The organism is Nostoc sp. FACHB-888, from assembly GCF_014696655.1.
Lineage (GTDB): Bacteria > Cyanobacteriota > Cyanobacteriia > Cyanobacteriales > Nostocaceae > Nostoc.
Window position 1 is genome coordinate 1 of sequence record NZ_JACJQM010000033.1, and the last position, 14,627, is coordinate 14,627.

Below are 14,627 nucleotides of genomic sequence, written 5' to 3' on the forward strand. Positions count from 1 at the left end.
TGCGGTTTGTCCGCTAGGAATGGTGATGATATTGTTGCTAAGGTTGTAATCACTGGTGGTGATGCCTGTTCCTGTTACACCTAAATTGACTGTTTGATTACCAGATACGGCACTGGATGCAGTAGCAGTAACGGTGATAGCTGTTGTGTTTGCTTCCAAGCCAGCAGTAGTACTCAGGGATAAGTTGACGCTTGGAAAGGCAGCAATATCATTATCAGCGATAGTGATGTTTTGGGAAGTAGTGCCTAGTGTAATACCTGCGGAAGGATTACTGATGGTCAATGTAGCGGTTTCTGCGCCTTCAACCACAGCATCATCTACAACGCTGAAGGTGACAGAACCTGCGGTTTGTCCGCTAGGAATGGTGATGATATTGTTGCTAAGGTTGTAATCACTGGTGGTGATGCCTGTTCCTGTTACACCTAAATTGACTGTTTGATTACTAGATACGGCACTGGATGCAGTAGCGGTGACAATAATTTGGGTTGTTCCTGCTTCAGTTCCTGAGTTAGTGTTGAGAGATAAGTTGACTGTGGGATTTCCACTGGCGATCGCAAAGTTTATGGTGTTAGGAACTATCCTAGCCCCGTCACCTTCGGTATCAATTGTCCAATTAGCACTGTTGTTAACAAGCGCTTTATAGTTTACAAAACTGGTTTGTCCACTACGGGAACCAGTATACTGACCATAGTCAGTGCTACTGGTGAGTTTAATCGCATTAACTCCATCAGTTAATCCAACAGTAGTCAGACTGTTATTATTCGCCTCAGTTGAGACGGCAGTTAGAATTGTGGTTGGGGCAGTCGCACTATTTCCCAGAAAGGCATAAACAGTCTCATCAGTTGTATTGAGTCCCAAGTCGCTTGAGTTAACAACTGTAAATGTACCAATAGATGATGCGCGACTAGTACTATCAATTGCACTAAAGCGAACTACAGTACCACCAGTAATTTTCTGAGATCCCGTATTCCATACAAACGAGGATTCACTGTTACCAATAGCGGTCGGACTCGCAGCTGTGCCGTCACTAAAATAAATAGTTGTATTCGGATCTATGTCTACAAAGGTGACAATAGACCAGCCATCTTCATCGGCATTGAAAGAGATAAAAGCAATATCGCCTTGTGTCAAAACCATTAATAAGGTTTCCTTCAATTTACTTTGTATTGTTTGAAAAGCGCCTGAAAAGCTGATATTTACGAATAATTTGCAAACGTAATCAAGTAAGGCAATTTTGGATTTTAGATTTCTGATTTTAGATTGATCCCAGCAATCAAGTCACTGGCTCTGCCATTGAATTTTAGATTTTGAGTCTTCAATTCCATTATCCAAAATTTAAAATCCGAAATTTTGTCACATTGACAATCGCAATATCACCATTAAAAAAACTATTTGGCAGTCAAAAAGCTACGGATTTTACTATGATTAATCCACATTCAAAAACCTTAAGTTATGTCAACAACTTTAAGAAAAGATTTATAAAAGGTTAAAAGAACAAATATTTGGTATTGAAAAGAAGTCGGAAGGGCTAACCCTGTTTGCCACCAAGACAAGTACCAAGTTGAATCAAAAAGAATTTAAAATTGGGGTGCGATCGCTATTTCTCCCTAGTGACTAATTGGCGCTTTCGCTCCTGCATCGCCTACATCCAAAAATAGTAACACGGGTAGTGAGCAAATAAACAGCAAGTTTACCACTCGAAAGCAATCTGCGTAAGATAAAGGGGCAGGGAGCAGGGGAAGGAAATTCGTAGTGAAGTCCAGAAATTGGATAATTTATTTTTTAGAGTTCCCTAAGACAACATTTGCGATCGCATATCTAGTTACCATCTAAGATCGCACAAAGGGAAGCTGTAAAAGCGATCGCCCACTTCAATGGGCCCTGCACATAACCAAATTGGTCAAAACTAGAACGTTTAATGTTAGTAGCCATTGTCAGAGCGATCCCCAAAGCAAAAATTTAAATACCTCTTCCCCATTCCCAACTTGTTGCCAAAATAACTTTTCACGAACGGTTGTAAATGAGATGATGGATTAATTAGAGAAAAAGGTGAACAATTGTTATTTTTCTCCTTCCGCTTCTGGTTGCAAAATGGCATTACAGTATTGAATGAGGGTTGTCAAGCGATCGCTAATCGTCTGAAGTCTCGTTTGTACAGTAGATGCTTGCCGCGCTCCTTGCAAAAACATCACATCTATTGCCAACAAGCGCAATTGCTTGCTCATTTCCGTTTGATAAGACTGGACTCGCCAGTTTTCATCAGCCAAGGGCACAATTTGCTGCCCGAAAAATTGCTGCAACGAGGCTACACGCACTCGCAGTTCGGGCGCAACGATTTGGGTAGTTGTGGCATCGGAGCGTAATTGCTCTAGCAAGGTTACGAGTGCCTGATATTTCTCACGGTTTAAAGACATCCAGTGCTAGTTAAGATAGTATTAATGTCAAGTAATTTTTCTTCTACAATAAACTTTCTTAAACACTTATCAGCACCAAAAGCCTCAAATCGTTATTTGAGGCTTTGTTTGCCATCAATGGATTATTCTTTCTTTATGATCCTTGAAACTAAAACAGGATGACTACCGGACGCTCCTGCGTCGCTCTAAGCGAAGCCATGCCGCAGGCTTTACGCTACGCTATCGGCAATTGGACAATCATCCTTACAGTGTTTATTCTACCCGACTCTGGGCGAAAGCATCTTCTTAGGTTGATGCTGCCGGTTTTATTTATCATTCACTTATCTACCGATCTTATCCAAACTCGATTTTATGAGCAGTCTAGCTATAAATTCATCAGTTGATCTAACCATTCCAGAATGGTTAAAGAAATGTTTGAAGGAGTCATCTACAAGTAACAGCGTGGTAGAAGATGACCGAAGGCATAGTGATACGGTGTTAATTGGTCGCGCATTTGAATTTGCTTACCAACTGCATCAAGGCCAATACCGCAAATCAGGGGAACCATACATTGCTCATCCCATTGCTGTGGCTGAATTGTTGCGTGACTTGGGTGGTAGTGCTGCTATGATAGCAGCTGGATTTCTTCATGATGTCGTTGAAGATACAGAAGTTACAAGTCAAGAAATAGAAGAACGCTTTGGCCCAGAAGTCCGGCAATTGGTTGAAGGTGTCACCAAGCTTTCTAAAATCAATTTCACTAGCAAAACCGAAAGCCAAGCCGAAAACTTCCGCCGGATGTTTTTGGCAATGGCGCAAGATATTCGGGTAATTGTGGTGAAATTGGCAGATCGTTTGCATAATATGCGAACTTTACAATATATGTCAGAGGCCAGCCGCCGCCGCAGTGCCCAGGAAACGCGAGATATATTCGCGCCTCTAGCCAATCGCTTGGGGATTTGGCGAATTAAATGGGAACTGGAAGATTTGGCTTTTAAGTATTTGGAACCGGAAGCCTACCGCCAAATGCAGGAGCATGTTTCCGAAAAACGGACGGCGCGAGAAGAGAAATTGGCTAAAGCTACCAATATGTTGCAAGAACGTTTGCAGCAAGCCGGAATCCGCTTTCAGGAAATTAGCGGTCGTCCCAAGCACCTTTATAGCATTTACCAAAAAATGCACCGCCAGCAAAAGGAATTTCATGAAATTTACGATTTGGCGGCGCTGCGGATTATTGTTCAAAGCAATGAGGAATGCTATCGGGCGTTGGCGGTGGTTCATGATGCTTTTCGCCCAATTCCTGGGAGATTTAAAGACTATATTGGACTGCCAAAACCTAATCGTTACCAGTCGTTACATACTGGGGTGATTGGATTAACTGGCCGTCCTTTAGAGGTGCAAATTCGGACAATCGAAATGCATCATATCGCCGAGTATGGGATTGCCGCTCATTGGAAGTACAAAGAAACTGGAGGTTCTAGTATTAGCCATTTGACAGGGACGGATGACAAGTTTACTTGGCTGCGACAGCTGCTGGAATGGCAAACTGATCTTAAAGATGCACAAGAATATCTTGATAGCGTCAAAGATAATCTATTTGAAGATGATGTCTATGTCTTCACCCCTAAGGGGGATGTTGTTCCTTTATGCCCCGGTTCCACCACTGTAGATTTTGCTTATCGCATTCATACGGAAGTGGGAAACCATTGTTCAGGGGCGCGGGTGAATGGGCGAATGGTATCTCTATCAACGCGGCTACATAATGGCGATATTGTAGAAGTTCTCACCCAAAAGAACTGCCATCCGAGTTTAGATTGGTTAAACTTTGTCAGAAGTTCGGCGGCGAAATATCGGATAAAACAATGGTACAAGCGATCGCGCCGGGAAGAAAATGTCGCCCGTGGACGGGAATTGTTAGAAAAGGAACTCGGTAAAACTGGTTTTGATAGTCTGCTGAAGTCTGATGCGATGGAGACTGTCGCCGAAAAGTGTAACTACCACAGCGTGGACGATTTACTTGCTGGTTTGGGTTACGGAGAAGTTACGTTGAACTTGGTGCTAAATCGTTGGCGAGAAGTGGCGAAGGCACATCAACCAGTTTCCACTGTGCCTTTATTTATTCCCAAAGAACCAACTACATCAAAAGCTTTACGAGATGCACCGCCAACTACCTCTCGCTCCACAGATTCGCCAATTATTGGGGTAGAGGGGTTGGTATATTATTTAGCTGGATGTTGTACCCCGATTCCTGGCGAACCAATTATTGGTGTGGTGACGCGAGGTAGGGGGATTTCAATTCATCGCCAAGGCTGCAATAATCTGGAGACTGTAGAGTACGAGCGCTTAGTCCCAGTTAAGTGGAACCCAGCCGCCGAAAATAGTGGTCGTCCGCACACGTATCCTGTGGATGTTCAAATTGAAGCTCTTGACCGTGTAGGGGTGCTAAAGGATATTTTGTCAAGGTTGAGTGACCAAGGAATCAATGTTCGTCATGCTCAGGTGAAAACCTCTGTTGGTCAACCTGCATTGATCGACTTAGGAATAGATATACGCGATCGCTCTCAACTAGAGCAAGTGTTTGTCCAAATTAAGAAAATGAGCGATATTTTGAATATCCGTCGCGTTGGTCAAATTGACGAGTAGGTAATTGTTAGGGTGCGTTCATAGAGTGTAACGCACCAGTTTAAGTTCATTAGAATTGACAAACAGCTACTACTGCAAGGCGGAAGTCAAAAGTCAAAAGTGTTATGGAATAAGCTCTTTAGAGATTTTAAATGGTTGCTATCTTTACGCCGTGGTGTACTAAGTCGAGAGTCCTACTGGAGCTGGAAAATAAAGAATCTCTAGAGAAACACTAGCTTCTATCGTCTCAGGACTACCAATAATAGGAGTTGTAGCACCTGCTGCCAAAGCCCTATCTTCTGCTAGATTGAACAGTAAAGGAGATGGGCTAGGATTGTTAGCTGAGTTAATATCAATGTCAATAATCTCTCCAGGGGTTAACTGCAAGGTATTAAAAACAGCCCCAGCCTGAGCTTGAGCATCTTTAACAGCTTCGCTAAGAACTTGCAGGCGTGCCTGCTGCAATGCTTCGTCTGAAGCAGTAAAGCTTATATTCTGTATTACATTCGCGCCTGCTTGAATAGCTGTGTCAATTGCTGCCCCAGCTTGCTCCGTTGGTAACTCAAACTGAAGTGTATTGATTCCTCGAAAGCCAGTTAAGGTTTGAGTATCATTTTCAAAGCTAAAGACGGGATTTAGTTGAATAGATGTAGTTTGAAGTTCTTGTGCCCCAAGGTTTTGCAGCACATCAACTACTGCTGTTGAACGTTGAGCAACTTGTTCTTGAACTTCGCTTGCGGTTTCTCCCTGTACTTCAATCCCCAGTTGCACCTCAGTTAAAGTAGTAGGAACAGTGACCTCTCCTTGACCAGTAACTTCCAATATCTGAGCAGTGTTTGGATTAATGCTACTAGTCAGGGGAGCGACGAACACAAGAGTCTCCTCACTCGCACCCGTGGGATTATTTGTGTCAGCCATCTTATTCTCCTTACTTAGATGATGTTTGATATCTGTTAATGTTTTAATCTTAGGAGTACTTTGTTAAGGCCATGTGCGAGTTAATATTCTGTAACACGTTTGTCTTCTCGAACTGAAGAGGGTCACAATTGTTGGGGTTAAGCCAGAAAAAGACAGTATGAATTAGAATCTTTACGAGTGAGAACGACTAGTACGGCAAGGCGGAAGTCAAAAAAATCGGCGGGAATCGTATCCCCTCAATGGGTGTTTGGGATAGCCATCCACGGATTTAGCCATTAGTCCAATGACTAATGACTAATGACCGAAGAAAGGCAGAGGGCAGGAGGCAGAAGGCAGAAGGAAGAAATACAATTTTTGCTCTCTGCCAAAAGGGACACAAGCCCCTAAATTTATTTATGAAAAAATAAAGAAATATGTATTTCGATAGCGCAGCGTATACCCTTCTCTACGAGAGGCTGCGCCAACGGGATGCTTCGCTTAGAGCGAGTCTTGCCTACGGCACGCTACGCGAACGAGCGTCGACGCGCAGCGCAAGAAATACTGTGTCCTTGTTAAATCCCCTAAATTTATTTATGGGGATTACCTCCAGCAAGAACTGCCTTGTCTACGACACGCTGCGCGAACGTCCTCCTGCCTCCTTAATCAAAAGCGTTTCGATAGTCATACCTGAGCGTAGGTGGAGCCTGTTGTAGGCATCGGTTCTAATGGCAAAATTACTGTAAATGTAGACCCTTTTCCTAGGTGTGAATCTACTTTAATTTCACCATCCATTAACTGAACCAATCGAGAGACTATTGCTAAACCTAATCCTGTACCATCAGAACTTTGCACTTGGGGAGCAGTTACTTCCCGAAAATAGGGATTGAAGATTTGGGCTTGAGCATCTGGAGAAATACCAATACCACTATCAGTAATAGAGATAGCCCATTGCTGTTGAGATACCGTCCAGCACTCCAAATGAATTGAACCAGATTCTGTGTAGCGAACTGCGTTACTCAGCAGATTTGTCAAAATTTGCTGAAGCCGAAGCGGATCTGTGCTAACTTGACTTGGAGCGCGTTCGCATTCAACAACCAAGGATAATTCTTTAGCACGCGCTAATGGCTCAATCATTTCTAAAATGAAGTTGATTAAACTACGCACATCAGTTAAAGTAGGCTGCAATTTCATCTGTCCGGCATCATAGCGCGAAATTTCCAGAGTATCGTTAATTAATCGGACAAGAAGTCTACCACTCTTGAGAACTCGCTCGATACTTTCAAGATTTGCATAAGTGTCTTTGAATTCTGGTTGTTGACGCTGCTGGCGCAGAAATAAGTCTGCGTAACCGATGATTGAAGTGAGGGGCGTTTTCAGTTCATGAGCCAAATGAGAGAGGCTATCTTGATTGGCGCGAACCAAACGAGTTAGCTCTTGGTTAGTCAACCGCAACTGACTTTGGAGCTGTTTAAGCTCTTGTAATCTTCCTTGAGTATAACTGTTAAAACAACGGGCGATCGCTTCATCAATTACTGTATCAATCAGGCGAACAGCCCTAAGTACTTCTTGTGCAGATCCTTGTAATAAATCTTCTTCTAAAAAAGCAAAAATCACAAACCGGAGTAAACGATACTCTCGTGCAATTTCTTCTGGTTCAAATCCCTGTTGGGCGCGAAGTGTACCGTGTTCTAAACTTGCATCTACTACTGTCTGCAAATCACTCGTTTCAGATTCAGAAAGTACTGTTGCTAATGCTTTCAAAACGCGAGGTAAGCTATCCCGTACAGCTTTGAAAGTAAGTTCATTAGTAGCTTCAATTTGTTTATCTTGGTAAACCGCTTCTACCCATTGATGAAGAATGGCATCACTTTTTGCAATTAAAGTTTGACTAAAATCCATTTTTTGCCTAACCAAACAGAGTCAGCGCGAAGCCCCTTGCGCTAAAGCTAGCTTAGTGCATCTGATGTCAAGTTGACAACTGATGGAAGATGCAGGTTAGTGAAAAGACAGCTGATTGTTGAACTAATTACTTTAGTTTATTTTACCATCAACACAAGAGCGATCGCTTAATTAAGTAGATTGTGGCTATAGACTAAGATACTTAACATTCTCAAGTTTTTATTATCTTATTTATCTAACTTTATTAAAAGACACGACAAACATAATATTTCTAATTTTTATAGAATTATAATTTGTAAATATTTGCATCAGTATACTTGCAATACTACTAAATATAAAATCCGTGTAATCAGCAATTTGTAGTTTTTTACTGAGGGCTGCATTGAAAAAGAGTCTGCACAGTCAGCGTGAAGACAATGCAGATTATTTGTGATATCCAAGTTGCTCAGAATTAAGCTTAATTTCCAGTATTCATAGACTGCAACATTTTTTCTCGCTTCTTGCGGGCAATTTCTTGTAAATCAACAGTTCTATCAGTCTCATCTACAATTTCACCAGTTATCACCTCAAGCACATCTTCCAAAGTGATTACACCAGCGATGCTTCCATATTCGTCTACCACTACTGCTAGATGTTCACGAGCTTCTATGAAGTTTTTCAACAGTTTATCTGCCCGAATTATTTCAGGGACAAAGTTAACTTTTCGAGTCAAGTTAGCGATTTTTTGATTGTTACTTCCTTCAATCATTGCTGTTAGTAAATTCTGTTTTAAGGCGTATCCAATTACTTCATCAAGAGATTCATCTATGACAATAATCCGAGTGTGTTGAGACGCAATAATGTTTGCTTTCGCCTCAGTAAGAGTCATATCCCCATGAATGTATGTCAGCATAATTCGGGGTGTCATTAAATCAGATGCTGTCACATCATTTAATCTAAACACCCGCTGGATCATTTCTGCCTCATCACTTTCGATAATTCCCTCTTGATGTCCAATTTTCGCCAATAGCTTTATTTCAGCCTCATTCGTCGTTGGTCGTTTTTTCCCTTTGGCAAAGGGTGCAGTAACATTTTCTAGAATCCAGACTAAGGGTGTGAAAGCGATAGCAAGTCCAGCCACAGGTAGGGCTGCAAATATAGCGATTTGCTCAGAATAACGCTCTCCAATTGTCTTGGGGATGATTTCACCAAAAATGATAATCAAGAATGTCAATATTCCTGAAAATACACCAAGCCATTTATCTCCTAATACTTGAGTAGCAATGCTACCTGTGAGAATACTGCCAATGATATTAAAAGTATTGTTGAGGATGACAATAGTCGCAATAGGTCGATTCATGTTTTCACGAATCGCTAAAAGTCTCACTGCTGACGGGTTATTTGATTGTGCTAATTGTTTGACTCTCAGTATCGAAACAGAGAAGAGGGCTGTTTCTACACTAGAACAAAGTGCTGAACCTAACAGAACAAAAAACACAATGATTAGAAGCTGTGGCATATAGTTTCCCAAGTATGGGAAGCGAAAGTTGAGGTTAACTGATAGTCAAAGGAATTGCTATCTTGTTATCTTCTGAGTTTACCGCTTTCTTATTTTAAGCCCATCACCCAAGAAGGCTTTGTTCCCATAGCACTCAGTTTTCAGCCTTTAGGTAGTTGTATTATGTCTGCTTGATCGCTTACCCCAGAGAACCCCACTCCGCTTGCAAAAGCGATTAATTTAGAACAAGAATGATATTGATTAGCGATCGCTTAGATTGAACTGTCAAAATATAATCATATTTTTCGGTCTTGTGGCTAATTCGGGTAATGCGATCGCACAGCATCGTAGAGAAGCAGCTTGTTGTCAAACAGTGATTGCCACTAAACGAGGCAATGTGACTGATCTACCTGACAATATCCCTGATTTAATACTGGTATATTTTAACGAACTTAACTGCGATCGCTTGGAAACTGAGCTAGATAATCCAATTTCCTAAGAAATACCAAGGCTATAGCTTGGTAATGCTTAAAACAACGTAATTATTGACAAGCTAAGTATATACGCAATACAATTATTGTAGTAGCACCTAACGATAGAGTAAATCAAAATAATTTTCCCAGAGAATAATAGACGAGCAATATTAAAGATAATTTGGATAAAACAATGAACACCAAAATTATTGCTTTCTTGGGGATTATGGCAGGCTTTGCAAGCTTAGGAAGCCAGGTGTACGCACAGGCACCAACATCAAGCTCAAATCCAGGACAATACAGATTAACTGGTAATTCTCTAGTTGGAATTGATAATAGAACAGCCCAAGATGACTTTAGAAGTTTTTTTGAGCAAACTAATCCAACAAGCATCTCCAACAATAATATAAGAGATAATAAAACTCCAGTTAGAATCCAGTTTAACGAATCATTATCATTACCAGACACTTCTGTTTTCTTAGTGCCGGCTCAGTCTGGGAGTGAGAATGATCGATTGCAAGTACAGTTCGATCTAGAGGAAGAGTAATTCAGCTATAAAAGTTGATGCTGTAGTTTTGAATGTAGATCCTTTATTTACTTTTCTTTTAGAGCCAATACATAAAGTATTGGCTCTTCTTCTGTGCCCCTTTCCTCTTTTTTGACCTTGGTTACTGCCCTGACTTTTCACGGTATCTGAAAACCTCACTTCTATTTCTCTCTTCCTTTAAAGAGAGAGACTTTGAATTTTCCCCCTTCCCGGCACGGGAAGGGTAGGTTTTCGTGAACTTTTCCACATAACGTGAAAAGTTAGGGTTAATGCCGACAGTCACTAAGCTAATCGTCATTTGGTGATAAAAGCTGCAAACCCTCTCCCCTGCTCCCTGCCCCCTGCCCCCCTGCTCCCTGCCCCCCTGCGATCTCAATGTGCAAATTAAATGCGTAACAGCTTATCTCATCAGAGCTTACATTCTGCCCGAGTACAGAAACTTTATCCATAGGAAAGCCTGCCGTTTTCAGGTCAGCCTAAAAGTCATGTAAATTAGGTATTATCACCAAAAACTCAAATAATTCTCCCTCATGTCTCCAAAAATACAGGCTAGTGGGATATTCAAGGCGATAGAGACAGCAATTCCAGCAGCGATGTAAATGCCGTCTTAGCTAAATGCACCTTCCTTTACTGCTAATTGTGCAATCATTTTGCAGTAGAATTAATCGTCTAGATAAGAGGAGGGCTTTTAGATGACTCGTGTCATCATTGTGCGCCACGGTCAAAGCGGTTATAACACCGAGCGGCGTATTCAGGGACGCACTGATGCGTCAACATTAACCGAAAAAGGTCGTAACGATGCAAGTCTTGTAGGCAAAGCCCTCAGCAATATTTTATTTAATGCGATTTATAGCAGTCCTCTGCAACGAGCGAAACACACAGCAGATATTATCCATAGTGAGTTAGCTACTCATCCTGAACAATCTGTTGTAATCCAAGTTTCTGATTTACTGCTAGAAATAGACCTCCCTTTATGGGAAGGACTGCTGACTGCTGAAGTTAAGCAAAAGTTTGCCGATGACTACCGCACTTGGCATCAACGCCCTGATGAACTGCGGATGCTGCTAAATGATGCAGAAGGAACAAGAGAACATTTTCCTGTTCTTGCTTTATACGAACAAGCGCGGCAGTTTTGGCAAGAAACTTTGTCTCAACATCAAGGTGAAACCATTTTGATAGTGGGACATAACGGCATTAATCGCGCCCTAATTAGCACAGCCCTGGGAATCCCTGCAAGTCGCTACCATTCAATCCAGCAATCTAACTGTGGTATCACCGTACTAAATTTTGCTGGGGGATTGGGCGAACCAGTCCAGCTAGAATCCTTAAATCAGACGCAACACACTGGGGAAACTTTACCCTCATTGCGACCAGATCATCAAGGAATACGGTTGCTATTGGTGCGTCACGGTGAAACCGAATGGAATCGCCAAACCAGGTTTCAAGGGCAAATTGATGTCCCCCTCAACGACAACGGTAGACAACAGTCGCAAAAAGCAGGTGAATTTCTCAAAGAGGTAGCGATTGATTTTGCTGTAAGTAGCACAATGCTGCGCCCTAAAGAAACAGCAGAGATTATTTTAAAACAACATCCTAATGTAAAGTTAGACTTGCAAGCTGGTTTAAGAGAAATCAGCCACGGACTCTGGGAAGGAAAATTAGAAACAGAGATAGAGCAAGAGTTTCCCGGAGAGTTGCAGCGTTGGCGGTTAGTACCAACCCAAGTGCAAATGCCTGAAGGGGAAAATTTGCAAGAGGTGTGGGAACGCAGTGTTGCAGCTTGGCAATCAATTGTGGAAGCCGCAGCAACTAATCAATTCAAAACTGTATTGGTAGTAGCTCACGACGCAACTAATAAAACCTTACTTTGTCACATTCTGGGTTTACCGCTAGAAAATTTCTGGAATTTTCGCCAGGGTAATGGCGCAGTCAGCGTTATCGATTACCCTGCTGGAATCGATGGTTTACCAGTATTGCAAGCGATGAACATCACCGCTCACTTCGGTGGAGGCGTATTAGATAAAACAGCAGCAGGGGCATTGTAAAAAAGTTAGGAGTGAAAAATTATGAGTGATGAATAAAGTTAAAAATGATGAGCAAGGAACAAATAACTGATAACTCCTAACTCATAACTTATAACTCCTAACTCTTAACTTTATTCTTGACTGCTAACTAAAAAGTTTTATGACTGAACTGCTGCAAAAAGTACGGGTAATTGACCCAGTTTCTGAAATCGACGAACTCTTTGATGTGCTGATTGCTAATGGTTCTATCCAAGCAGTAGCTTCGCACATTGCGGATATAAGTCCCGATACTCAAATCAGAGATTGTCAGGGATTAGTTCTCGGGCCTGGATTAGTGGATTTGTACAGCCACTCCGGTGAACCAGGATTTGAAGAACGGGAAACCCTGTTATCTCTGTTACAATCTGCTGCTGCTGGCGGCTTTACCAGAGTTAACATCTTACCCGATACATCCCCAGCTATTGATAACCCTGCACTTGTGGCACAGTTGCAGCAGAAGAGACGCGAAGAGATGAAAGAGAGGGAAAAAATTAATTTAGCTCCCCCTGCCTCCTCTGCTCCCCCTACCTCTCCTCTCCCCCTGCTTCATCTGTGGGGCGCTATCACTCTAGATGTTGCTGGAAAGCAAATGACGGAATTTGCAGATTTAGCCTCTAGCGGAGTTGTTGGTTTTACCGATGGTAGGCCCTTTGAAAATTTGGCGCTGGTACGACGAGTATTAGAATATCTCCAGCCGTTGGGTAAACTAGTGGCATTTTGGCCTAGCGATCGCCAGTTATCAGCAAATGGTGTAATGAGAGAAGGTCCAGATGCTCTGCGTTTTGGTTTACCCCCAATACCCGCCAGCGCTGAAACTACTGCGATAGCAGCAATGCTTGAATTGGTTGCAGCCATCGGTACACCAGTCCATATTATGCGCGTCTCCACATCTCGCAGCGTGGAACTGATTGCTTCAGCTAAGGCTGCTGGTTTACCCATCACCGCCAGCACCACCTGGATGCACCTTTTACTTGATACAAAAGCAGTTAAGAGTTATAACACTAGCTTGCATTTAGACCCGCCTTTAGGAAATCCCAGTGATGTGGCGGCGTTGCGTGCAGGGGTGCGTGCAGGTGTCATAGATGCGATCGCTATTGACCACACACCCTACAGCTACGAAGAAAAAGTCCAAGCCTTTGCCGAAGCGCCTCCAGGAGCAATTGGTTTAGAGTTAGCATTACCCTTGCTGTGGCAATATCTCGTTGAAACTGAGGAGTTTACAGCTTTAGAATTATGGCGAGCATTGAGTACCAATCCAGCAGAGTGTTTGGGGCAAAAAGTCAGTGCGATCGTACCTCATCAACCAGCAGAACTTGCTTTATTTGATCCCCAGCAAACCTGGAAAGTCGAACGCAAAAATCTTTATACACTTTCACAAAATACACCTTGGTTAGGACAACAAGTGAAGGGCCATGTTGTGCAGACCTGGTGTTGAAAAATGCAAACCAGTCTGAGATGCATGAAATTTAATGAAGATACTAATGCATTGGTATTTTAAACTCAGCCTAACTTCAAATAATTAGACAATAGCTCGTGTAGCTTACCTAAAATCACTAAATACAACTGCTCTATTGATATAAAATTGCTTGGGTTTTGTTTACTAAATTATACCTAGTTTTTATTACTAGATTGTGTTATATTAACGCTTCAATAATTTTGATAACCTCGGAGATAACGTTACAAATAATACTACGATATGAATGGCGTGGCATCTCTCGCAAATACTGGAGCATATCGGAAAGATTTAGGCATCAAGCAGCGAGATTCTTGACTTTTATGTAGTGTTAAATACCTTTGTGCTTATGAACACAAAGCTATTTAACATTAGCCTGTTTTAGAAGGCGGAATAACTCTCATAAACAACAGTATTACTTGTGGAAAAAATTAAGTTGGGAGGGTAGAACTCTTGCTAGTAGCCAGTAATGATACCCCGATATCTATTTAGTACGCCACGGTGGAAATAGAGCAACGATTAAAAATCGCTAAAAACTAAAAAGCCAATTCCATAATCCTTTTGACTTCCGCCTTACGGTACTAGCTTTATAGAAGTCAAACAACCTAGTTTTATATTTAGAATGCAGCCAATTAAATCGAACAGAAAAGCTGCAATTAACGGTTGAATATTATTTTTTAAACGACCCATTTAAGTGTTTCATTTTGGTACATTTTTGCCCCATTGATAACTTGAACAAGGTTAAGTTCATCCCCATCACGCTCAAACGATTTCATTACCAGTTTTTGGTCACTCATTAGTTG

9 protein-coding genes and 2 pseudogenes are annotated in these 14,627 nt (G+C 41.9%); 5 read left to right on the forward strand and 6 right to left on the reverse strand.

Annotated features, from left to right (window positions below; translation table 11 throughout):
* Both H6G26_RS20325 and patD read right to left on the reverse strand, forming a co-directional pair.
* A pseudogene (locus H6G26_RS20325) lies at positions 1 to 1,137 on the reverse strand (hypothetical protein); the annotation flags it as partial.
* Between the two features lie 923 nt (positions 1,138 to 2,060).
* A complete protein-coding gene (gene patD, locus H6G26_RS20330) occupies positions 2,061 to 2,414 on the reverse strand; it encodes a heterocyst frequency control protein PatD (protein WP_190730979.1) in 354 nt (117 codons plus the stop codon).
* A gap of 351 nt (positions 2,415 to 2,765) precedes the next feature.
* Between patD and H6G26_RS20335 the strand changes: the two genes are divergently transcribed.
* Positions 2,766 to 5,036, forward strand: coding sequence for a bifunctional (p)ppGpp synthetase/guanosine-3',5'-bis(diphosphate) 3'-pyrophosphohydrolase (locus H6G26_RS20335; RefSeq protein WP_190730980.1), 2,271 nt, complete (start codon positions 2,766 to 2,768; stop codon positions 5,034 to 5,036).
* Positions 5,037 to 5,195: 159 nt separating this feature from the next.
* Here the strand turns inward: H6G26_RS20335 and H6G26_RS20340 are convergent, their stop codons facing one another.
* The 4 genes and pseudogenes from H6G26_RS20340 to H6G26_RS20350 form a co-directional block, all read right to left on the reverse strand.
* Complete coding sequence (locus H6G26_RS20340; protein ID WP_190730981.1) at positions 5,196 to 5,933, reverse strand: SIMPL domain-containing protein; 738 nt, start codon at positions 5,931 to 5,933, stop codon at positions 5,196 to 5,198.
* A 49-nt stretch (positions 5,934 to 5,982) separates the two neighbouring features.
* Positions 5,983 to 6,174 (reverse strand): annotated as a pseudogene (locus tag H6G26_RS42720) (hypothetical protein); the annotation flags it as partial.
* A 419-nt stretch (positions 6,175 to 6,593) separates the two neighbouring features.
* Entirely contained in the window at positions 6,594 to 7,811 is a 1,218-nt protein-coding gene (locus tag H6G26_RS20345; RefSeq protein ID WP_190730982.1) for a HAMP domain-containing sensor histidine kinase, read from the reverse strand.
* 457 nt (positions 7,812 to 8,268) lie between these two features.
* A complete protein-coding gene (locus H6G26_RS20350; protein WP_190730983.1) occupies positions 8,269 to 9,309 on the reverse strand; it encodes a hemolysin family protein in 1,041 nt (346 codons plus the stop codon).
* Positions 9,310 to 9,601: 292 nt separating this feature from the next.
* Between H6G26_RS20350 and H6G26_RS20355 the strand changes: the two genes are divergently transcribed.
* The 4 genes from H6G26_RS20355 to H6G26_RS20370 all read left to right on the forward strand — a co-directional run bounded on the left by H6G26_RS20355 (position 9,602) and on the right by H6G26_RS20370 (position 13,806).
* A complete protein-coding gene (locus H6G26_RS20355) occupies positions 9,602 to 9,787 on the forward strand; it encodes a hypothetical protein (RefSeq protein WP_206757547.1) in 186 nt (61 codons plus the stop codon).
* A 167-nt stretch (positions 9,788 to 9,954) separates the two neighbouring features.
* On the forward strand, positions 9,955 to 10,308 hold the full coding sequence (locus H6G26_RS20360) for a hypothetical protein (RefSeq protein ID WP_190730985.1): 354 nt from the start codon (positions 9,955 to 9,957) through the stop codon (positions 10,306 to 10,308).
* A gap of 692 nt (positions 10,309 to 11,000) precedes the next feature.
* Positions 11,001 to 12,353: a histidine phosphatase family protein gene (locus H6G26_RS20365; RefSeq protein ID WP_190730986.1), complete on the forward strand. Its 1,353-nt coding sequence runs from the start codon at positions 11,001 to 11,003 to the stop codon at positions 12,351 to 12,353.
* 139 nt (positions 12,354 to 12,492) lie between these two features.
* Entirely contained in the window at positions 12,493 to 13,806 is a 1,314-nt protein-coding gene (locus tag H6G26_RS20370; RefSeq protein WP_190730987.1) for a dihydroorotase, read from the forward strand.
* Positions 13,807 to 14,627 lie beyond the last annotated feature (821 nt).

Excerpts from the sequence above, each read along its gene's own strand:
- H6G26_RS20370 (WP_190730987.1), top strand. The coding sequence starts at position 12,493 with ATGACTGAACTGCTGCAAAAAGTACGGGTAATTGACCCAGTTTCTGAA.
- H6G26_RS20345 (WP_190730982.1), bottom strand. The coding sequence starts at position 7,811 with ATGGATTTTAGTCAAACTTTAATTGCAAAAAGTGATGCCATTCTTCAT.
- H6G26_RS20340 (WP_190730981.1), bottom strand. The coding sequence starts at position 5,933 with ATGGCTGACACAAATAATCCCACGGGTGCGAGTGAGGAGACTCTTGTG.
- H6G26_RS20335 (WP_190730980.1), top strand. The coding sequence starts at position 2,766 with ATGAGCAGTCTAGCTATAAATTCATCAGTTGATCTAACCATTCCAGAA.
- H6G26_RS20365 (WP_190730986.1), top strand. The coding sequence starts at position 11,001 with ATGACTCGTGTCATCATTGTGCGCCACGGTCAAAGCGGTTATAACACC.
- patD (WP_190730979.1), bottom strand. The coding sequence starts at position 2,414 with ATGTCTTTAAACCGTGAGAAATATCAGGCACTCGTAACCTTGCTAGAG.
- H6G26_RS20360 (WP_190730985.1), top strand. The coding sequence starts at position 9,955 with ATGAACACCAAAATTATTGCTTTCTTGGGGATTATGGCAGGCTTTGCA.
- H6G26_RS20350 (WP_190730983.1), bottom strand. The coding sequence starts at position 9,309 with ATGCCACAGCTTCTAATCATTGTGTTTTTTGTTCTGTTAGGTTCAGCA.